General features: G+C 59.9%; 20 protein-coding genes. 9 read left to right on the top strand and 11 right to left on the bottom strand.

Features of this window, described 5'->3' with window-relative positions; genetic code table 11:
• Positions 1-120 precede the first annotated feature (120 nt).
• On the bottom strand, positions 121-465 hold the full coding sequence (locus MUN80_RS16685; RefSeq protein WP_244714603.1) for a 4Fe-4S binding protein: 345 nt from the start codon (positions 463-465) through the stop codon (positions 121-123).
• 198 nt (positions 466-663) lie between these two features.
• On the opposite strand from MUN80_RS16685, the gene MUN80_RS16680 reads away from it, so the two are divergent.
• Entirely contained in the window at positions 664-1677 is a 1014-nt protein-coding gene (locus tag MUN80_RS16680; protein ID WP_244714602.1) for an acyl-CoA reductase, read from the top strand.
• A 114-nt stretch (positions 1678-1791) separates the two neighbouring features.
• Positions 1792-2091 (top strand): hypothetical protein, encoded by a 300-nt coding sequence (locus tag MUN80_RS16675; protein ID WP_244714601.1) that lies wholly within the window; start codon positions 1792-1794, stop codon positions 2089-2091.
• 160 nt (positions 2092-2251) lie between these two features.
• Here the strand turns inward: MUN80_RS16675 and MUN80_RS16670 are convergent, their stop codons facing one another.
• The 8 genes from MUN80_RS16670 to MUN80_RS16635 all read right to left on the bottom strand — a co-directional run bounded on the left by MUN80_RS16670 (position 2252) and on the right by MUN80_RS16635 (position 13377).
• Entirely contained in the window at positions 2252-3124 is an 873-nt protein-coding gene (locus MUN80_RS16670; protein ID WP_244714600.1) for a nucleoside phosphorylase, read from the bottom strand.
• Positions 3125-3286: 162 nt separating this feature from the next.
• Positions 3287-4240, bottom strand: coding sequence for an oxygen-dependent tRNA uridine(34) hydroxylase TrhO (gene trhO, locus MUN80_RS16665; protein WP_244714599.1), 954 nt, complete (start codon positions 4238-4240; stop codon positions 3287-3289).
• 99 nt (positions 4241-4339) lie between these two features.
• The gene (locus MUN80_RS16660) at positions 4340-4972 is read right to left on the bottom strand and encodes a NeuD/PglB/VioB family sugar acetyltransferase (protein WP_244714598.1); all 633 of its coding nucleotides are present in this window, start codon (positions 4970-4972) and stop codon (positions 4340-4342) included.
• 111 nt (positions 4973-5083) lie between these two features.
• Positions 5084-6262: a hypothetical protein gene (locus MUN80_RS16655; protein ID WP_244714597.1), complete on the bottom strand. Its 1179-nt coding sequence runs from the start codon at positions 6260-6262 to the stop codon at positions 5084-5086.
• 83 nt (positions 6263-6345) lie between these two features.
• The gene (locus MUN80_RS16650; RefSeq protein ID WP_244714596.1) at positions 6346-7644 is read right to left on the bottom strand and encodes a DUF2851 family protein; all 1299 of its coding nucleotides are present in this window, start codon (positions 7642-7644) and stop codon (positions 6346-6348) included.
• A gap of 177 nt (positions 7645-7821) precedes the next feature.
• Positions 7822-8466 carry an outer membrane lipoprotein periplasmic chaperone LolA1 gene (lolA1, locus tag MUN80_RS16645; protein ID WP_244714595.1) on the bottom strand — a complete coding sequence of 215 codons (645 nt, stop codon included), beginning with the start codon at positions 8464-8466 and terminating at the stop codon, positions 7822-7824.
• 112 nt (positions 8467-8578) lie between these two features.
• The gene (locus tag MUN80_RS16640) at positions 8579-11587 is read right to left on the bottom strand and encodes an FtsK/SpoIIIE family DNA translocase (protein ID WP_244714594.1); all 3009 of its coding nucleotides are present in this window, start codon (positions 11585-11587) and stop codon (positions 8579-8581) included.
• An 80-nt stretch (positions 11588-11667) separates the two neighbouring features.
• Positions 11668-13377: a DUF6044 family protein gene (locus MUN80_RS16635; RefSeq protein WP_244714593.1), complete on the bottom strand. Its 1710-nt coding sequence runs from the start codon at positions 13375-13377 to the stop codon at positions 11668-11670.
• A 118-nt stretch (positions 13378-13495) separates the two neighbouring features.
• Between MUN80_RS16635 and MUN80_RS16630 the strand changes: the two genes are divergently transcribed.
• Together MUN80_RS16630 and MUN80_RS16625 are read left to right on the top strand one after the other, a co-directional pair.
• The gene (locus tag MUN80_RS16630; protein ID WP_244714592.1) at positions 13496-13642 is read left to right on the top strand and encodes a hypothetical protein; all 147 of its coding nucleotides are present in this window, start codon (positions 13496-13498) and stop codon (positions 13640-13642) included.
• A 2-nt stretch (positions 13643-13644) separates the two neighbouring features.
• Positions 13645-13932 carry a hypothetical protein gene (locus MUN80_RS16625; protein WP_244714591.1) on the top strand — a complete coding sequence of 96 codons (288 nt, stop codon included), beginning with the start codon at positions 13645-13647 and terminating at the stop codon, positions 13930-13932.
• Positions 13933-13943: 11 nt separating this feature from the next.
• On the opposite strand, the gene xerD is transcribed toward MUN80_RS16625, so the two are convergent.
• Both xerD and MUN80_RS16615 read right to left on the bottom strand, forming a co-directional pair.
• Positions 13944-14846, bottom strand: coding sequence for a site-specific tyrosine recombinase XerD (xerD, locus tag MUN80_RS16620; RefSeq protein ID WP_244714590.1), 903 nt, complete (start codon positions 14844-14846; stop codon positions 13944-13946).
• Between the two features lie 27 nt (positions 14847-14873).
• Positions 14874-15452, bottom strand: a complete 579-nt coding sequence (locus MUN80_RS16615; RefSeq protein WP_244714589.1) for a Riean_0653 family protein — start codon at positions 15450-15452, stop codon at positions 14874-14876.
• Between the two features lie 103 nt (positions 15453-15555).
• Between MUN80_RS16615 and aroQ the strand changes: the two genes are divergently transcribed.
• From aroQ to MUN80_RS16590, 5 genes are all read left to right on the top strand, one after another.
• On the top strand, positions 15556-16002 hold the full coding sequence (gene aroQ, locus MUN80_RS16610) for a type II 3-dehydroquinate dehydratase (protein WP_244714588.1): 447 nt from the start codon (positions 15556-15558) through the stop codon (positions 16000-16002).
• Positions 16003-16148: 146 nt separating this feature from the next.
• Complete coding sequence (locus MUN80_RS16605; protein WP_244714587.1) at positions 16149-17213, top strand: aminotransferase class V-fold PLP-dependent enzyme; 1065 nt, start codon at positions 16149-16151, stop codon at positions 17211-17213.
• 120 nt (positions 17214-17333) lie between these two features.
• Complete coding sequence (locus tag MUN80_RS16600) at positions 17334-17894, top strand: MarC family protein (protein ID WP_244714586.1); 561 nt, start codon at positions 17334-17336, stop codon at positions 17892-17894.
• A gap of 96 nt (positions 17895-17990) precedes the next feature.
• Positions 17991-18458: a ribonuclease HI gene (gene rnhA, locus MUN80_RS16595; RefSeq protein ID WP_244714585.1), complete on the top strand. Its 468-nt coding sequence runs from the start codon at positions 17991-17993 to the stop codon at positions 18456-18458.
• Positions 18455-19459, top strand: coding sequence for an acyltransferase family protein (locus tag MUN80_RS16590; RefSeq protein WP_244714584.1), 1005 nt, complete (start codon positions 18455-18457; stop codon positions 19457-19459). Before rnhA ends, MUN80_RS16590 begins: the two co-directional genes overlap by 4 nt.
• Positions 19460-19464: the final 5 nt, after the last annotated feature.

Raw genomic sequence — 19464 nt, 5'->3', positions numbered from 1 at the left:
CCTTTCCCGTTGGTACGAGAAAGGGCTTTTTGCTTGGAAAGCAGAGCAAATCAGAAGAGAATGGCTGGCTAAGTTCGTCCGAACGACAACTCACCATATCACTAATTCACTATCTCATAGTTACGCGTGCAGCCACTCTTTCTTGCTGATGAGCTTCTCCTGGCTTTCGCGGTAGTCGGGGTCGTCTACGCAGCAGTCGACGGGGCACACGGCAGCGCACTGGGGCTCTTCGTGAAAGCCTACGCACTCGGTGCACTTGTCGGACACGATGTAGTAATACTCATCCGAGACGGGCGTTTGGGGCGCCGTGCCGGCAACCGTAGCGCCCCCGTCGACCTGTACTTCCTTCAGCGTAGTGCCGTCGGCCCAACGCCACTGGGCGCCGCCCTCGTAGATGGCGGTGTTGGGGCATTCTGGTTCGCAGGCACCACAGTTGATGCACTCGTCGGTTATCATGATGGCCATAGCCGGGTTCCTCTGGGTTGAGTTGATGCTAATGAATTACTACCCTATACGCAGAAAATGCGGGAGCAGTAATTGGGAAAGGCACGCAAAAGTAGAAACTAACCCGTACTCTTGCGAGTTTTTTAGTTGTTCCACTCCCTTCCACGCGGCTTTGCTTCGGCTAAGCTAAGCGTTTACCCGCATTTTTGCTCCTCTCCCATGAATCATTCCGACCGTGTCGCCGCCTTTATAGCCCTGGGCCAGCGCCTGCAGCACCTTTCCGGCGACGAGCTAGCCGATCTGGTCCGGCGGGCCCGCAATAGCAACACCTGGTTTGACGAGCCCAACGTAACGGCCGCCGTGCAGGGCGTGGCCGAACTGCTGACCGAAGACACGCTCCGGACCTGGGCCAGCCGCTACCCCACCGAGCCCGAGCAGGCCCGCCGCGTGGGCGTGGTTATGGCCGGCAACATTCCCCTGGTCGGCTTTCATGACTTGCTCTGCGTGCTCATCAGCGGCCACTATCTGCTGGCCAAGCCCAGCGCCGATGACAAGGTGCTCATGACCTGGATTGCCCAGGAGCTGACGACACTTGAGCCCCGCTTTGCCGAGCGAATCAGCTTCGTGGAACGGCTCAACGAGGCCGATGCCTTCATTGCCACCGGCTCCAATAATACGGCCCGCTACTTCGAGTATTATTTCAGCAAGAAGCCCAACCTAATTCGGCGCAACCGCACTAGTCTGGCCATCCTTACGGGCGAGGAAACCGCCGACACGCTGGCAGCTTTGGGCCGCGACATTTTCCAGTACTACGGCCTGGGCTGCCGCAACGTGTCGAAGCTCTACGTGCCCGAAAATTACTCTTTCTCGCCCCTGCTCGATGCGCTGCAGCCCTGGGAACGGGTATTGACCCACAACCGCTACCAGAACAACTACGACTATAATAAGAGCATTCTGCTGGTCAACAACGTGCCCCACTACGACAACGGCTTCCTGTTACTTAACGAAGCGGCTCCGCTGGTGTCACCGATTTCGGTGCTGCACTACGGCCGCTATACCAGCGAGGTAGACTTGGTGGATCAATTGACTGATGCTGCCGAGCAGATTCAATGTATTGTGTCAGATGGAGGGCGTTACGCGGGCAGCTTTGCCTTCGGGCAGGCCCAGTCGCCCAAGGTTACGGACTATGCCGACGGAGTGGACACCATGGCTTTTTTGGCCGAAATAGTCTGATACCGCCGTTGGATAGCACGAAATAAACAACTTCACAAGATTAGTTGATTTTTAATAGCATTTTTCAAACTGAATCCCCAAGTTAACAGGGCACTTCTCACCTATACGCCCTATATGCACACGCTTGAACAATCCCCAGAATTGGTAGCCAAGGAAATCATTGGCACTTTCCGGTTTCCCACCGACGACGTCCTGCCCCTGCCCGCTCAACGGCAGTGGCGGCGCTACGAAGCCGAGCGGGCCACGACGCTTGGCAACGGCTACCACGGCAAGGTTGACATCTACTTTAAAACCGCTGATGGTCATACTAAACGCGTATACACTACCGTTTGGGCTTGCGATGCAGAACACCTGACGCTGAAGTCGGGCGGGGCTCTGCCACTACGGGCTGTCGTTGGGTTCGACTTCTACTAAGTTCGACGCTCTATTTCCACCGGCGAATTTTCACTGCTGCAACAGTTTTCGCCAATAGCACAAAACAAAGCCCCGGTCTGAACAGACCGGGGCTTTGTTTTGTGCTATTGGCTCCAAGCCATAGCCAAGGCAATTTGAACTATTCTACTAGCCAAACTTTTTAAATCCGGTCGAGCGTCTTTTGGATCAGGTCGTTGACGGTAGCCTCGGCGTTGGTGGCAAACTCGCCGGTGGCACGGTTAGCTACAATGGCATTGAGCGACACCACTTCGTGGCCCAGCATGCGACCCAGACCATAGTAGCCAGCCGTTTCCATCTCGAAGTTGGTCAGGCGAAACTCACCTTCAGCGCTCTGGTACCGGAAGTTCTGGAAGCGGCTGATCAGGTCGGGCTGACGCAGGTCGAGGCGCAGCACCCGGCCTTGGGGACCGTAGAAACCGGGGCAGGTGAGCGTATTGCCCACCACCATGCCGGCACCTAGTTGCTCACGCAGCAAGTCGGAGCCGCGCACGCAGTACGGGCGGTAGGCCAGGTCCAGGCTCTGCTGGATACCGGTCGATACCTCTACTTCGAGGCCGGTTTCCACTAATGGGTAAAACTGCATGAGCGAGTCGAGGCCTACAGCGTGCTCGGTCACGAGGTGGGAGCCAATCGGGATATCAGCCTGCAGGGCGCCGCTGGTGCCCACACGCACGATGCGCAGGGAAATACGCTCCTCCAATGGGCGGGGCTCCCGGGTCACGAAGTCAATATTAACCAGCGCGTCGAGCTCGTTAATGAGGATGTCAATGTTATCGGTACCCATGCCGGTGGAAATTACCGTGAGGCGCTTGCCCTGATAATAGCCCACGTGGGTTACGAATTCCCGCTTGTGGATCTGGGTTTCGATAGAATCGAAGTGCTGGCTGACCAGCGGCACGCGCTCCGGGTCGCCGACGGTGATAATCGTTTCGGAAATATGGTCGGGCAGCAGGTTCAGGTGGTACACGCTGCCGTCGCGGTTGATGATCAGCTCCGATTCGGGAATGGGCATGGTGGGAAGGTTGAAAGTGGAATGGTAACGGTTGAATGAGGGCCCAGTGGGCAGCAGCTGCCGCAGGTAGCAGGAAACTGCTGTAGTATTTAACGAAAGAAGCCGGAATTGGTGTTTCCGGCTTTTTCAGTGGACTGCCTTACGGCGTGAAATTCGGATAAACTACGCCCCCGGCGGCCGGTACGAAAGCAGGCCTTGTTCGGGGTTATAGTGGTTGCTCAGCTTCGGATACGTGCCCGTGCCGTCGTAGGGCCGCTTATCGGGGTGCTCCTGGCAGGCCGTCGAGCAAGCACCATCGAGCTGCTGGCCGCAGGTTTCGCACAGGGCTACGTGGGCATTGCAGTGCGGGTTGGCGCAGTTAATCATCCGGTCGGAAGGCGTGCCGCAGTGGTGGCACTGGGCAATGACCGTGGGGTTGATGCGGTTCACGTCCACCGTGACGCGGTTGTCGAATACGTAGCACTTGCCGTCGAAGTCCTCGCCGCCGGTTTCGATGCCGTACTTGATGATGCCGCCGTGGAGCTGGTACACGTTTTCGAAACCCTGCTCCAGCAGGTAGGCGCTGGCTTTTTCGCACTTCACGCCACCGGTGCAGTAGGTCAGGATCTTCTTGTCCTTGAACTCCTTGAGCTTCTCGATTCGCTCGGGAAAGTCGCGGAAGTTCTCCATGTCCAGCGTCACGGCGTTCTTGAAGCGGCCCACGTTGTACTCGTAGTCGGAGCGCACGTCGACCACCACCACATCGTCGCGGTCCTTGAGGTCCTTGAACTCCTGGGGCGAGAGGTGCTGGCCGGTTTTTTCGTGGGGGCGCACGTGGTGCAGGCTGCTGTGCACGATTTCGGGCTTCACGCGCACGTGCAGCTTCTGAAACGTGTGGTCCGGGGCTTCGTCAACCTTAAACTCCAGGGCCGCAAACCGCGGGTCGGCCTTGATGATGCGCATGTATTCCTCGCAGTCGGCTGCTAGGCCCGATACCGTGCCGTTCAAGCCTTCGTGGGCCACGATGATGCGTCCCAGCAGGTTCAGACGCAGGCACAGGCGGTGATGCTCGTCGCGAAACGCCACCGGGTCTTCGATGGGCGTATAGCAGTAGTAGAGTAAAACGCGGTAATCCATAGTAAAGAACTGTGAGCTTAGAATTTAGAGCTTTGATGTGGATTCAGAAAGTTACTTGGCAGCCTCTGAGTTCTCCATTCTGCGCTCTAAACTCTGCCATTAGACTTTCTGAGCGGGGTTGCCAAAGACGGTTTGGTTGGCGGGCACATCGGCCACGACTACCGAGCCAGCCCCGATGCGGGCCTTGGCGCCAATCTTGACGCCGGCCACGATGATGGCGCCCGAGCCGATAAAGGCCTGCTCATCTACTTTCGCCCCGGGGTTGAGAATGGCTCCGGCGCCCACCTGCACGTAGTCGGCCAGCTCGGCCCCTACTTCCACTACAGCGTTGGCACCCACCAGGCAGCCGTTGCCCAGCTTGGCATTGCTGGCCACCACGGCTCCGGCGCTGATGAGGTTGCCGTGGCCCAGCCAGGCGTGCTCGGCCACGCTGGCCCGGGCATGAATGGCGTTGACGGGCACCACTTCGTACTCGTCGCGCAGCATGTTGGTCAGGCTGCGGCGGCTGGCAGTATCTTCGGTAGCCACAAACACTTCACACTTTTTGCCCAGCAGCTTGAGCAGCTCCTTGTCGTCGGTGTTGCCCATCACGGGCACGTTGTTGAGCTCGGAGTTCTGGAGCTTGGCGTCGTCGTCGAGCAGGCAGTAGACCACTACATCATTGCTGGTAAAGGCATCGAGGGCCGTGGTGCCGAGGCTTTGTGCCCCCAGAATAATGACAGGATTTTCCATGCAAACAATTGAAAGCCGAAGGTCGGCGGTGCTTTAAACCAAACCGCAAAGATACAATGTGGCCGGGGCTACAACAAACCAGAAGGCAAAGCGGTGCAGTTGAGTCTGAAATTACAGTCCGATGCGGCGCAGCCAGCGGGCCGCGTAGCTATTCTGCAACGCCAGCAGCAGCAGGTACGGCAGCATCACGGCCCGGTAGCGGTTGAGCGTACCCAGATTGGGCGTACTCAGCCCCAGCAGGGCCGCCAGCACCAGGCAATAAAAGCCCAGGGCCAGCACCAGGGCAAACGGCAGCTGCCCCCACTGCCCGCGTGCGGCAGCCACTACGGCCATTACCAGCACAATGACCAGCAACACATTTTCCAGGCCGGCAGCCACGTAAATCGGGGTAGAGTCTTCCCAGGGCATGGGCCGCACCACGGCACTGACTACCGCCTTGGGTGCATTGCGCAGCAGGCTCGGTACGGTGGGTGCCAGGTCGGCGTACTCGATGTGGGGCCGGCGCCGGGAGCCTTCCCGCAGGTCGGAGTAATTGCGAATCAGCTGACTGGTAAACTTATTCAGGCGAAAAACGGGGCTGACTTCACTGCCCGCCCAGGCACCCAGGCTGAGCGTAGCGACGAACAGCAGCACCGTTACCCAGCGGTTTCGGGTTCCGCCCAGGTGCTGGGCTACCCGCACCACGGCCAAACCAGCCAGGGCGGCGAACAATAGCACGGCGAAGAAATACCGCATTTTGAAGTGCAGCACGGCCAGCAGCAATGTTCCTAAAAAGGTGCTCAAGTGCGGCTTTTCAGCTCCGTAAAGCCAACGCAACACCAAAGCCAGCAGCCAGGTGCCGCTGCCCACCAGCAGGCACTCCTTGGTCAGACCGGCCGTCCAGTATACTACCGTAGGCCAAAGAAGAAACGCCACCACGGGTGCCCCTGCCGGCGCGTGCGGAAACAGGCGGATTAGCGTCTTGGTCAGTTCCCAGCCGCCCACAAACCCGAACAACGACAAGTAGAGCCCATTAGCCCAGAGGTTGCCCAGCGTGGCAGCATTCAGCACCGAGAGGAGCTTGATAATAAAGAAGGTATTGGAGTAGCCGTGGAAAACCAGGCGTTGGCCGCGGTATTCGAAGGCGTCGCCGAGCAGGGTACGGAGCCAGGCCCCGGGGGCTTCCCAGAGCTGGGCAGTCAGGCTCAGGGACCAGCGCTGAAAGTAGTCGGCATCGTCGCTGAGCAGCCAGCAGGCAATCAGGCAGGCTACCACTTTCAGGCCCAGCAGCGGCAAAAGCCAACGACCCAACCTGGGGTGCCGGTATTGTTGCAGCAGCCAAGCCCCGGTTAGGGCCAGCAGCCCACAATTCAGAAGAACAGCAACCAGAACCCTCACCCCAGAACCAGGTTTTGCTGCAGAATTTGACTACCGATAGAGCAGCGCAGGCACTGCCGGGGCCCGCAGTAGGCCCGGTTCAGGGCCAGCAAGCCCTGGGAATCAGCGGCCGAGCGGTGCGTAAAGCCCAGCACCTCGTACGGTTCGGTCAGGTGGTTGTGTTCAGCAGGCAGGTGTTCGAGTAAGGCCACGGCAGATTCAATAAGCTCCGGCTGCCCCACGTAGCGGGCGTAGGCCACCCGTAGGGGCACCACCACGTTGGCAATAAGCAAATGTAGGCTACTGCGGCCAAGTACGGGCACCTTGCCCGGTTTGCCGGGCCGGTAATGCTGCCGCCAGTACTCGGGCACGGGCGCAGTAAAGAACTGCTCTAGGGTGCGTATGTCGGCGGCCGTAAGCAGGGCGTTGAACAGCAGGGGCCGCGCGTGCAGCAGGGCTACCAGCTGGGCCAAGCGGACGGTGGGAAAGTTGGCGGGCCGCAGCCGAAGAAAATTCCACTCGTGGGCGGAAAGGGCCGCCCCCAGTTGGTACTTGTGGCGCAAAAACTCATACTCCTGCGCTAATTTGCGCAGATATTCGTCCTCGGCTAACAAGCCTTCATCAGCCAGAAAGCCTGCCTGCCCGAACACCAGGGCTTCCAGCGGCCGCTCTTCGTGGCGGTGACGGCGCACCACAGCCAGCGGCAGGGCTTTGGCAAGTCGGGCCAAGGGCTCACTGTTTTTCTTGAAACCAAAGCCCGCCGCCACCGTGTGGTAGGCCGTGGCTTCCCAGTCCTGGCCCAGCTGCTCGTGCAGGGCCGCTACGGCATCGGCTTTCTGCTCGACGCGCTCCAGCAGAGCCCGTTCAACCATCATCGTGCGGGTTATCATCGGCACGCGGGGCAGCAGCGCGGCGCAGGGCAACACGGCCGTAGCGCCGGGCTCCACCAGATTCAGGTAGGTGTGAACCAAGCTCAAGGCAATGCGCGAGTTCAGGGCCAGGGCCGGAATCAACGAGCCATTGGTGCGGACAATATCCTGGTCGGCGGTGTAGACCACGTGCAGGATTACCTGGTCGTATTTGGGGTCGGTTTGGTGCTGGTGGCGCAGCCAGTCGGAGGCCCGTAAGTGGATTTCCACGGCTCCGTTCCACTCCACTTCCCCTATTTGCAGGCGGGCGTTGAGAAAGTCGGGGCCGGCGTCGGCGTTGCGGTAGCCGGGTCGGAGCACCGTTATGGCCTCGCCCTGCTGGGTTTGGAGGTTGGTTTTATCAAAATACTGGTGCTGCCAGACATAGTGGAGAAAATCTTCTTTCATAGGAATACACCTAAATAGAACTAAACCTGCTAAATGCAGGCAGGTAAAGTACTCATTCGGTAGCTGACGGCCTATTGCCCTGGTAATATTTCGGCTTCGGCATGGGCCTAAAACCAAACCGGCCCGCTTCTGCGCGTAGCAGAAGCGGGCCGGACATTTCGGCAGAAGCCGTGCAGCTTAACGCAGGTCGATGACCTTCACGCCTTTGTACTTGGTTTTGTCGAAGTTGAAGGTCGTGGCGTCAATCGGGGGATTGGGCTGGAACTTGCGGATGGTGTAGGTGTAGCGGTTGCCGTTCTTCTTGAACATCTTCCAGTTTTTCACCGACTTATCCACCTTGCTCACCGTCAGGCGCACCTTGAAGACGGGGTTGTCCTTGTTTTCGGGCGAGAGTTCAATTACGTCGCAGGCTTCCCCGGCTTCCTTGGTTTCCTGCACGTAGGAGTATTTATAGCCTTTTTTGTAGAGAGTAAAAATCTGGGTCGGCGACACTTCCTGCTCGTCTGGGTCGAAGTCGGAGATATTCACCTCGTTTTCGGCCTTCATGTAGGTCCACATGGTTTGGCCGTTGTTGATGATTTCCTGGCCGTTGAGCTTGATGCGGAATTTCTGGCCGCTGACGGTGATGTCGCCGGTCAGGTTTTCCTTTACCTTGGCCGCGTCGTTTTCCAGGGTCTGGGTGAAGTTGGCTTTGAAAGCCTTCATGGCCTGGTACTTGGCACTCATCTGATCCAGAATCTTGCCGGCTTTGGGGTCCTGCTGGGCACTGGCCGCGTGGGTCAGCGTAACCGAAAGGGCGAGCAGGGCGAGTACTTTTTTCATTAGAAAGGAGTGGTGTCTTGAGAAGCGTTAGAGGCGGAAGGCGGAACTAGGTTTAATCCTGAATGACAAGAGCCTAACCAAAATGCGGCTCTTTTGTCTCCCGCCGCGCCAACTAACTTTTCGGGAGGTTATTCAACAACTGTTCCAAACTGTATTCGTCCGGAATTAATACCTCCCGGGCCTTGCTGCCTTCGAAGGGCCCGACGATGCCGGCGTGCTCGAGCTGGTCGATGAGGCGGCCGGCGCGGTTGTAGCCCAGCTTCAGGCGGCGCTGCAAGAGCGAGGTGCTGCCCTGCTGGTGGGTGACGATGACGCGGGCAGCTTCTTCAAACATACTGTCGCGGGAGGCGGCGTCGAAGTCTTCGTCGCCACCGTTGCCCCCACCGCTTTCCCCGGCCACTTCGGGCAGCAGGTAGGCATCGGGGTAGCCCTGCTGTTCGCCGATAAAGTCGCAGAGGCGGTCTACCTCGGGGGTATCAATGAAGGCACACTGCACGCGAATAATATCAGAGCCCTGGGAAATCAGCATGTCGCCCTGCCCCACGAGCTGGTCGGCGCCGCCAGCGTCGAGGATGGTACGCGAATCAATTTTGGAAGTTACCTTAAAGGAAATCCGGCAGGGGAAGTTGGCCTTGATGATACCGGTAATAACGTTCACGGAAGGGCGCTGGGTGGCCACAATCAGGTGAATACCGATGGCGCGGGCCAACTGGGCCAGGCGGGCAATAGGCGTTTCGACTTCCTTGCCGGCCGTCATCATCAGGTCGGCCAGCTCGTCGATGACCAGCACGATGAAGGGCATGAAGCGGTGGCCCTTCTTGGGGTTAAGCCGGCGCTCCACGAACTTGCGGTTATACTCCTTCAGGTTGCGGCAGCCAGCATCCTTGAGCAGGTCGTAGCGCTTGTCCATCTCCATGCACAGCGAATTGAGCGTGTTCACCACCTTTTTGGTGTCGGTGATGATGGCTTCCTCCGTGTCGGGCAGCTTGGCCAGGAAGTGGCGCTCAATCTTATTGAAGATGCTCAATTCCACCTTTTTCGGGTCGACGAGCACAAACTTGAGCTGGGCGGGGTGGCGCTTATAGAGCAAGGAGGCCAGAATCACGTTCAGGCCCACCGACTTACCCTGACCCGTGGCACCGGCCATGAGCAAGTGGGGCATCTTGGCCAAATCGACCACGAATACCTCGTTGGTGATGGTACGGCCGAAGGAAATCGGCAAATCCATTTCGGTGTTGATGAACTTGTCGGTGGCGAATACCGAACGGATACTCACCATTTCCTTCTTGGTGTTGGGCACCTCAATACCGATAGTGCCCTTGCCCGGAATGGGCGCGATGATACGAATGCCGAGGGCGGCCAGGCTTAGGGCAATATCGTCTTCCAGGCTCTTAATCTTGGAAATCTTGATGCCGGCCTCGGGCACGATTTCGTAGAGCGTAACCGTGGGCCCAATAGTGGCCTTGATGCTGGCAATACCGATTTTGTAGTGGCCCAGGGTTTCCACGATGCGGTCCTTGTTGGCTTCCAGCTCTTCCTTGCTTACCTGGGCCTTGGCTTGCCCGTAGTCGTTGAGCAGCTCTAGCGTGGGGTATTGGTAGCGCGAGAGGTCGAGCGTGGGGTCGTAGTTGACGGTGGGCATGGTTTCCATGTCCTCGTCGTCTTCGGCAATGGACGCCATATCGGCCCCGGCCGCAGGGTCCAGCTCCACGGGCGCCGTGTCGATCTGCAGGGGTGGACCGGCAGTTTCGCGCACGGGAACCGGTGCGGGCAGCGGCAACGTGGCGGGCAAGGGCGCCTCGTTGTCGCCGGCCAGATCGGCCATGGACAAGGGCGTCGGGATGCGCGACGGGGCCACGCTCAGCGGCTCGGGGTCAGAGGGTATTTCGATGGAGAAGCTTGGGCCGCTGGATACGGCGCTGGCAGCAGCCGCCGCTCCGGTAGCCGCAGCGCTGGCCAGACTAGCGGCCGGGGCTACGGTGAGCGGTACGGCCGCAGCACTGGCCGCTATGACGGGGGCCGGCTCGGGCGTAGCAATGCTAAAGGCGGGACCGGACGCACCCACCGGCCCCGAGCGGAACGGGGGCTCATCGGTGACCGGCAACTCCAGTTCGGCCTCGTCGGCTTCTTCTACCACCAGCTGAGCAGCCGCCGCAACGGGCGTAGCAGCGGGTCCCGCCACCGGGCCCACGCGGCGCAGGATCATTTCGGGAGCGGCCTCTTCTTCCTCCTCGTCATCGTCGTAGGAGGCAGCAGATGCTGCGGAAGCCAGGAAGGCACTGTTCTTGACCCGGTTGGCGGCCATAGCCGGGGCCACGGCCGCAGCAGTTTCTTCGTCCTCGTCGTCGGCGCGGCGCAGGTTGAGGCTGGTCACGTTGAAGAAGTACACCACGAAGGAAATCAGCAGGAAGGCCAGCAGCAGCACCGTACCCCAGCCCAGCAGGCTGTCGAGCCAGGAGGCAGCCTCGTAGCCAATGCCCCCGCTCAGGAAGTCGAGGCTGTGGGCCATGGCCGGGTCGGCGTCGGGGGCTTCGAGGCTGAGCACTACGTAGCCCATCAGCACGCTCAGCCAGAACATTGAGAACAGGCACAAGGCCAGCACGTAGCTCAGGGACACCTCAGCGCGACGGAACACAATTTTGTAGCCCAGGAAAAACACGATGGGAATCACGGCAAAAGCCGCTACGCCAAAGCCCTTGTAAATCAGGAGCTGAGCCAGCATGGCGCCCACCAGCCCGAGCCAGTTGCCCGATTCCTGCCCGGCTTCCTTGACCGGCGTCGAACCCAGGCCTTCCACCACGCTTTGGTCGGCGTGCCCGGTAAAGACGAAGGACACGAAAGCAATGGTCAGGTAAATGGAACTGAGCAGGAAAAAGAAGCCCAAAAAGAGCTGAAAGCGCCGGTCGCGCAGGAAGCCAAACACATTGCCCACCTTGAAGGCGGGCAGCTTTACCGACCGGCCGGGCGTTTTGGGAGTTGCTTTGGGCGCACTTGGCCGGGGCTCACGGGGAGCCTCACGGGGCGGCTCGGCCGTGGGCCGGGCCTGGTTTCGCGCCGGGCGGGGTTCATTGCCCCGGCTCGGAGCAGCAGGAGCGTTCTGCTTGTACGTATTTTTTGCCATCTATCACGCACTAAAAGGCCAAATCTAGGGAATTCCGGCGGTTTTATGCCCCGCCGGGGTTGAGGGCAGCCGACCAATGGTTAGGGCTGCACTTCGTAAAGATACAGGTGCCAGTACGCGTTCCTAGCCGAAAACTCCCCACGCGGAATCAATCCGGAGCGGGCGGGCCGGGCTAAGCGGGCGGCAGCCAGCACATAACGGCCGCCCAGGCGCCGGAAGGCGGCGGCATCAAAGGCAAAATCCTGTACCACGCGCTGCTGGAACGCCCCCACCCGAAAATTCTTGCCCAGCTCGGCCGAAAACAGGTAGCACCGGTTGCCCCAGTCGTCGAAGTAGGTGCGCAGGGCCGGATTCTTGGCCAGCTCCCCGGCAATGATGGGACGGAAAGCGTGCTTGTAAGCCAGCGGGTAGTTGTTCTGGTAACTGTCGAGGGTGTAAAAGCCGTTGAGCTGAGCAATGGCCGGCGGCAGGCCCAGGCAGGCTAGGCGGTAGTCGCGCGGGGCCTGACCGGTGGCGAGGCGGATGGTATCCTGGACGCGGGCAAACAGCGAGGCAGCCACGAACTGCTGATAGTTGGGCTCGGTGGGCTTGGGCCGACCGGCCAATTCTCGCACGTTGAGCAGCCACTCAGTATTCATACCAATACCCGCAAATAACTGCAACATTACCAGCGCTGTAACCAGTCGACCATTACGCACTACTTGCAGACTCAGGGCCAGTAGCACGAAGCCCAGCAGTGCCGTCAGGAAGTGGAAGCGGGTCAGGTTGAAAGCGCCCAGAGCCGGCACGGCCCGCTGCAGGGGCTCAATCAGGCGCGGGTACACGCCGCAGAACAGCGCCACAGCCAGCAGGGCGGCCAGCAGCAGCACCAGCACCCGGCGGCGCCCCGGCGCTAAGTGGTTGCGGCCCAGTAGGGCAGCGGCTAAGGCCAGCAGTATGGCGCCCCGAAAAAACCGGCTGGCGTGGTACTGGCCCATGAAAAAATACTGCCCCGCCGACTTCAGCGCCCCGCCCCAGCTTTGGGGGCCGAGCTGGCTTAAGTTGAACTCCAGGCGGTGGGGCACAAACTGCTTGGCCACCAGCAACGAATACAGCAGCGGATACTCCACCACCAGGTAGAGCCCCAGCAGCAGCACCATACCGCCTACCACCGCCCACGACCAGCGCCGGTGCTGCCCCAGGTCCCAGAGCAGCAGCAGCCCCAAAGCTACGGCCACAAACGGCCCCACAAACACGAACATGGACCAGAAGGGAAAAGCTGCAATCAGCAGCCAGTCCGTCCAGCGGCCTGCCCCGCGGCGCAGGTTCAGGAAGGCGTACAGCAGCCAGGGCTGGCCCAGCACCGAGAGGCCGTAGATGGAATAAAACGGCAGCACGGCCCAGGCCAGGCTCAGGCCCGCCGCTACGGCGCGCTCGGTGGGCCCACGCAGCAAATGGCGGCGCAACAGCGTGTACATACCCAACAGGGCCAGCAGCCGCACCAGGACCTGCTGCACCAGGTAGGCCGGTAAGGGTTCCAACACCCCGAAAAGCAGCATCGTTATGCTCAGGCCGGGCCGCAGGGCGTTACGCGGCAGCCCGTTCATAACGGGCTCCACTACGGTCGTGGTGCCGTAATCCAGGGCGACGTGGTGACGGGTGAGCAGGTAGGGAATGGTCAGCTCCACGTCCAGGTTGTCGTCGAGGGTGACGTAGCTACGCTCCCGCAGCAGCAGAAAGGGCAACAGAAACAGCAGCAGGGCCAGCAAAGCCCAGCCCAGAGGGGAAACCAAACGACGAGGTGCGCGCATGAGCAGAATAGGCTAGCCGCAAAAGTAGCTACTCCCTCCTCCCCTGCCGCACCAAACATTTCAGTCCCGTATTACGTGCTAGGAAGCAATAGAACTACCTGCTTACAGTTGTCTTCCTATGACCGGCCCTTCCTTTCTGCTCAGTAACCAGGCCCGGCACGCCTATTGTGCGGCCCAGTACGAACCCGAAAATGAGTGGATCCGAATTACCTGGAGTGGCTTTGTTATCAACGACGACGGCGTGCAGGGGCTACGGCTTACCTGACCATGCTGCAGGGAGAGCCGTGCACCATGTTGCTCAACGACAACAGCGGCGTCACCGGCCCCTGGTTTGACTCTATCGACTGGCTGGAACACGTATGGGCGCCCCAGGTGGCCGCGCTGGGCTTGCGCTACGTGGCCCACGTGTTGCCCACCAATGATTTTCCGTCGGTACTGCCCCCGGCCAACACGTTTGCCGGGCAATTTGAGCTGCAGATTTTCAGCACCGTGGCCGAAGCCGAGCAGTGGCTGCGCAGCTGCCGCCACGGCCGCTCGTCCGGTCAGGTAGCCTAGGTTTAGCCAGCCTAGCTGCGGGGGTGAAACTCGGTGATGATCTGGCGCAGGTAGTCCCGGTCGAGGTGGGTGTAGATTTCGGTGGTGGTAATGCTTTCGTGGCCCAGCATTTCCTGCACGGCCCGCAGATCGGCCCCGCCCTCGATGAGGTGGGTGGCAAAGCTGTGGCGGAACGTGTGCGGACTTACCACCTTCTGCACCCCGGCCTTATCGACCAGGTCCTTGATGATGTTGAAAATCATGACCCGGGAAAGCTTGGCCCCGCGCCGATTTAGGAACACGAAGTCCTCGTTACCGGGCTGAATATCCAGGTGGCAGCGCACCCCGCTGATGTAAAACCCGATGTGCTTCAGCGCGTCGCGGCCGATAGGTACCAGGCGCTCCTTGTTGCCTTTGCCGGTCACGCGCACGAAGCCCTGGTCAGCGTAGAGGTTGGAGAGGCGCAGATCGGTCAGCTCCGACACGCGCAGGCCGGAGGAGTACAGGGTTTCGAGAATGGCCCGGTTGCGGGTGCCCTCGTTGGTGCTTAGGTCCACGGCCTCCAGCACCTGGGTTATTTCCTCGTAGCTGAGCGTGTCGGGCAGCTTACGGCCCACTTTGGGCGCTTCGAGCGTGTCAGTCGGGTCCAGGGTCAGCAAATCCTCCATTATCATAAAGCTGTAGAAAGCCTTGATGCCCGACAAGGTGCGGGCCTGGGAGGTGGCACTCATGCCCAGCTCGCCGAGCCAGGCCAGAAAGTCGCGCAGGATGCGGGTCGTGACCTGGGCCGGGGAGGCTGGCAGCTTCGATATCTCCAGGTACTGACGCAGCTTGCCGATGTCGCGTACATAGGCCTCCACCGAGTTGGCGGACAACGACTTTTCCAGCTGCAGGTAGCCTTCGAACTGCTTGATGCTAACGGACCAGTTGGACACGGAAGAGGGAGAAGGTGAAACGGTGAATTAATAAGCCTTTACGTCGAAGCGGCCCTCGGTGAGCTTGGCTTTCTGCCCGCTGGCGGCGTGGGTAGCCTCAAACTCAAACGTGCCCGCTACGATGGTGTAGCGCACTTCCCCGCCCGTGGGCATCTTTTCCGTATGGGGCTCCACCTTGGTGATAGTCAGCGTGGCTGGGCCCGCGGGCGTCGTTACAAACTCATTACCTGCTTCCAGGCGAGCCTCAAAGCCAGTAGCCGCGGTGTAAGTGCCCAGCTTGAGTGGTATGCCGGGCTGGTTCAGCACGCTCAGATGAATGTACTGGTAGGGCTTCCCTTCGGGTTCCTGCTCGGCGCGCAGATGAAAAATACCGCCGCCGGTGAAAGCATAATCGGCTTCCAGCTTGCTGTCGAGCGTGTGCTGCACGAAAGGCAGCCACAGTGTGCCATCGACCATACAGCCGAAGGTGCCTTTGCCCTCTTGCGTAGCCTCGGGCAGCTTGGGCTTCACAATATCCTCGACTTTCTTGCAGCCGCTGCCGGCCAACAAGGCCAGCACTAAACCGAAGGAAGCGGACCGGTGACCGTTGGCGAATATCTTTATCATATAGTCGCAAGTTAGAGAATTGGCTTTGACTTGAGTCCACACTGCCCCTCCTGGCTGGGCGGCTTACCTTTACCCGCTCTTTCCCTGCTCTACGACCCCAACTATGCAAATCTTAATCATCAACGGACCCAACCTCAACCTGCTGGGCCGGCGCGAGCCGGGCATCTACGGCACCCGCTCGTTCGAAGCCTACCTGCCCGAGCTGCGCGAGGCCTTCCCCGACTTTACCCTGGAATACTTCCAAAGCAACCATGAGGGCGAGCTAATCGACAAGATCCACGAGGTCGGCTTCACTTACCACGGCATCATCCTCAACGCCGGAGCCTACACCCACACCAGCCTGGCCCTGGCCGATGCCCTGGCCGCCATCGACTCGCCGGTGGTGGAAGTGCACCTCTCCAACGTAGCCGCCCGCGAGGAAATCCGCCACAAGAGCCTGATTGCCAAAAACTGTATCGGCAGCATCAGTGGCTTCAAGCTCGACAGCTACCGCCTAGCCCTGCACTACTTCGAAGGCATCCGCCCCAAGCGGGTGGGCTTTCGGGTGTGAGATGGTGAACTAGTGAGGTGGTAAAATGGTGAGTTGTCGTTCTATTAGTCCAGAACCGCCCAACCCGAACAACAAACTCACCATCTCACTATTTCACCATCTCACCTTTCCTACCTTTGCGGCTCATCCCCTAGCCTTTTCCACCTATGTATACATTCAACCCCGGTCCCTCGCAGGTGTATCCTGAGCTGCGTGGCTACTTGCAGGATGCTTTCGACGAGGGCTGGCTCTCGGCGCCCCACCGCGGGGAGCGGTTTACGGGCCTGATGCGCCAGACCGTGGCCGACCTGAAAACCAAGCTCAACATCCCGCAGGACTACACCGTGTTTTTTCTGAGCTCGGCCACCGAGTGCTGGGAAGTATTGGCCCAGAGCCTGACGCCGAACAAGAGCTTCCACCTCTACAGTGGGGCTTTTGGCGAAAAGTGGTTTGAGTACGCCAAGGCCCTGCGCCCCAACAGTACCGCCCTGCAGTTCGGTATCGACGAGCTGCCCGAGGTCTACACCCTGCCCCTGCCCGACGACTCGGTTGACTTGGTCTGCATCACCCAGAACGAGACTTCCAACGCCACCCAGCTGCGCGACGGGTTTATTCTGAACCTCTACAACCGCCTGGGCAACGCTCTGCTGGCCGTGGATGCTACCTCGTCTTTGGGCGGCATCCAGCTCAAGTACATCAAGGCCGACATCTGGTATGGCTCGGTGCAGAAGTGCTTCGGCATGCCGGCCGGCCTGGGCATTATGGTCTTGTCGCCAAGGGCCGTGGCACGCTTCCGCCAGATCAACGAGCGGAGCCACTACAACAGCCTGGTGGCCCAGTACGAGAAGATGCTCAACTACCAGACCACCCACACGCCCAACGTGCTCGGCATCTATTTGCTGAGCCGGGTGCTGACGGACCGGGAGCCCATCAAGGCCGTGCACCAGCACCTGCTCGACCGCGCTACCAAGCTCTACGACTACTTCGACCAAGCCACCCAGCTTACCCCGCTGGTAACCAACCCCGAAACCCGCTCCACGACCGTCATCGGCCTGCAGGGCCCGCCGGCGCTTATCGACGAAGTGAAGCGCCGGGCCAAAGAGCAAGGCCTGCAGCTGGGCAACGGCTACGGCAACTGGAAAGCCAACTCGCTGCGCATCGCCAACTTCCCCGCCATTCCCGACGCGGCCTACGAGCAGCTGGTCCAATTCTTCGCCCGCGAATTCGCGTAGCGAAGCGGTGAGATAGTGAACTGGTGAAATGGTGATTTTGACGTTCAAGCTGCACCATTTGCGCAAAACGCGCCACCAGAACCTAAAACTCACCATTTCACTAGTTCACCATCTCACCTTATGTTCAGCCTTAAGGAAATCTTCTCGGTTACGCTTACCCTGTTTGCGGTGATTGACATTCTAGGCTCCATCCCGATTATCATCCAGATCCGGCAGCGCGAGGGCAAGATTCACTCCGAGAAGGCTACGCTGGTAGCGGGCTTGCTGATGGTGGTGTTCTTGTTTCTGGGCCAGAGCATTCTGTCCTTATTTGGGGTTGACTACCAGTCGTTTGCCCTGGCCGGGGCCATTATCATCTTCCTCATCGGCATGGAGATGATTCTGGGCATCGAGCTGTTTCGCAACGACCCCACCACCCGCACCGGCTCCATCGTGCCCCTGGCGTTTCCCATCATCGTGGGGGCCGGCACCATGACTACCCTGCTGAGCTTGCGGGCCGCTTACTCCCTGCCCAACGTGCTGGTGGGCATCGGCTTGAACCTGGTATTCGTCTTCATCGTGCTCAAAAGCTCGGCCTGGATTGAGCGCAAGCTGGGCAAGGCCGGCGAAGACATCCTGCGCCGCGTCTTCGGCGTGATTTTGCTGGCCATTGCTATCAAGCTGTTTAAATCAAACTTCTAATTTCAATGTGCTCATGTGGAGGAATGTGCTGATATGCCAATGCAGAACGACCAGTAGCACCTCAGCAAATCCCTCCATATAAGCACATTAAACCCCATGATTCAACTCTTTACCGACGGCTCCTCCCGGGGCAACCCGGGGCCGGGGGGCTACGGCGCCATTCTGCGCTACGGGCCCCACGAAAAGGAAATTACCCAGGGCTTCCGGCTCACGACCAATAACCGCATGGAGCTGCTGGCCGTCATTATCGGCCTGGAAGCCGTGACGCGTCCCGAAATTCCGATTACCGTCACCACCGACTCCAAATACGTGGTAGATGCCGTGGAGAAAAAGTGGGTGTTCGGCTGGGCTGCCAAGCCCGACTTTGGCAAGAAAGCCAACGAAGACCTGTGGCGCCGCTTTATCAAGATCTATAAGCAGCGCAAGGTGCAGTTTCGCTGGGTGCGGGGCCACAACGGCCACGCCGAGAACGAGCGGTGTGACCAACTGGCCGTGCGTAGCGCCGTGCACGGCCCCCTGCTCATCGACGCCGGCTACGAAGCCACGGCGGGGCAGCTTTCATGAAGCCAGCCGCTTACTTCCCCGCCCTGACGGGTTTTCGGGCAGTGGCGGCCCTGGCGGTGTTTCTGTTTCACTTCCCGCCAGTGGCGGGTACGGGTGAGCTGCTGCCTGACGCCCTGCACGCCCTGTTTCGGGAGGGCCACGTCGGGGTTTCGCTGTTTTTTACCCTCAGCGGCTTTCTAATCAGCCGGCGCTATTACCACCAGTCGTTTTCCGGGGCCGAGCTCCGGACGTATCTGTACCGGCGCTGGGCCCGGATTTACCCGGTGTTTTTCCTGGTTACCACGGCCACATTCATCCTCGACAAGCTCTATCAGAAAGAAGATGCCGTGCGCCTTTTCCTGGTTAACCTGACCTTGGTAAAGGGCTTGCTGACCAACTACGCCTTTTCCGGCGTGCCCCAAAGCTGGTCGCTGACGACGGAGGAATGCTTTTACCTGCTGGCCCCGGCTCTGTTCTGGCTGGGCCGGCGGGCCTCGCGGCGCTGGTGGCCTGCCGTTGTCCTGGGCCTGCTGCTAATCGGGATTCTGCTTTATGCGCCGGGCTTCCTGACCGGCCAGCAAACCTTTGAGGACGCGCATTTCGTGCTGATTGTCACCATTTTTGGGCGAAGCGCGGAGTTTCTGCTGGGCGCCGCCTTTGCCCAGGCCCCGGCCGGGTGGCTGCGGGGCCGCGCCACCCTGCTCGGGGCAGTGTGGGCCTGGTTGTGGGAGCCGGAATGGTTGCCATTCAGTTGCACGCGGGAAAAGCCAGCATCGATACGCCCCTGGGCTTGGCCATCAACAACTTCGTGCTGCCGCTGGCAACGGGCCTGCTGCTCTACGGCTTGGCTTCCGAAACGACTTGGCTGCAACGCCTGCTCAGCACCAGGGCTTTCCAGCAGCTGGGCCGAGCTTCCTACTGCTTCTACCTGCTGCACATGGGCTTTCTGCACGACTTTTTGCTCCGGTGGCAGCCCACGGGGTGGCCGGCGGCCTTGCAATACGCGCTGGTGTTGCTGCTAACGGAG

The organism is Hymenobacter cellulosivorans (assembly GCF_022919135.1).
GTDB classification, from domain to species: Bacteria; Bacteroidota; Bacteroidia; order Cytophagales; family Hymenobacteraceae; genus Hymenobacter; species Hymenobacter cellulosivorans.
The sequence above is the reverse complement of the archived record's forward strand: the minus strand, read 5'-3'. Positions and strand labels throughout refer to the sequence as shown.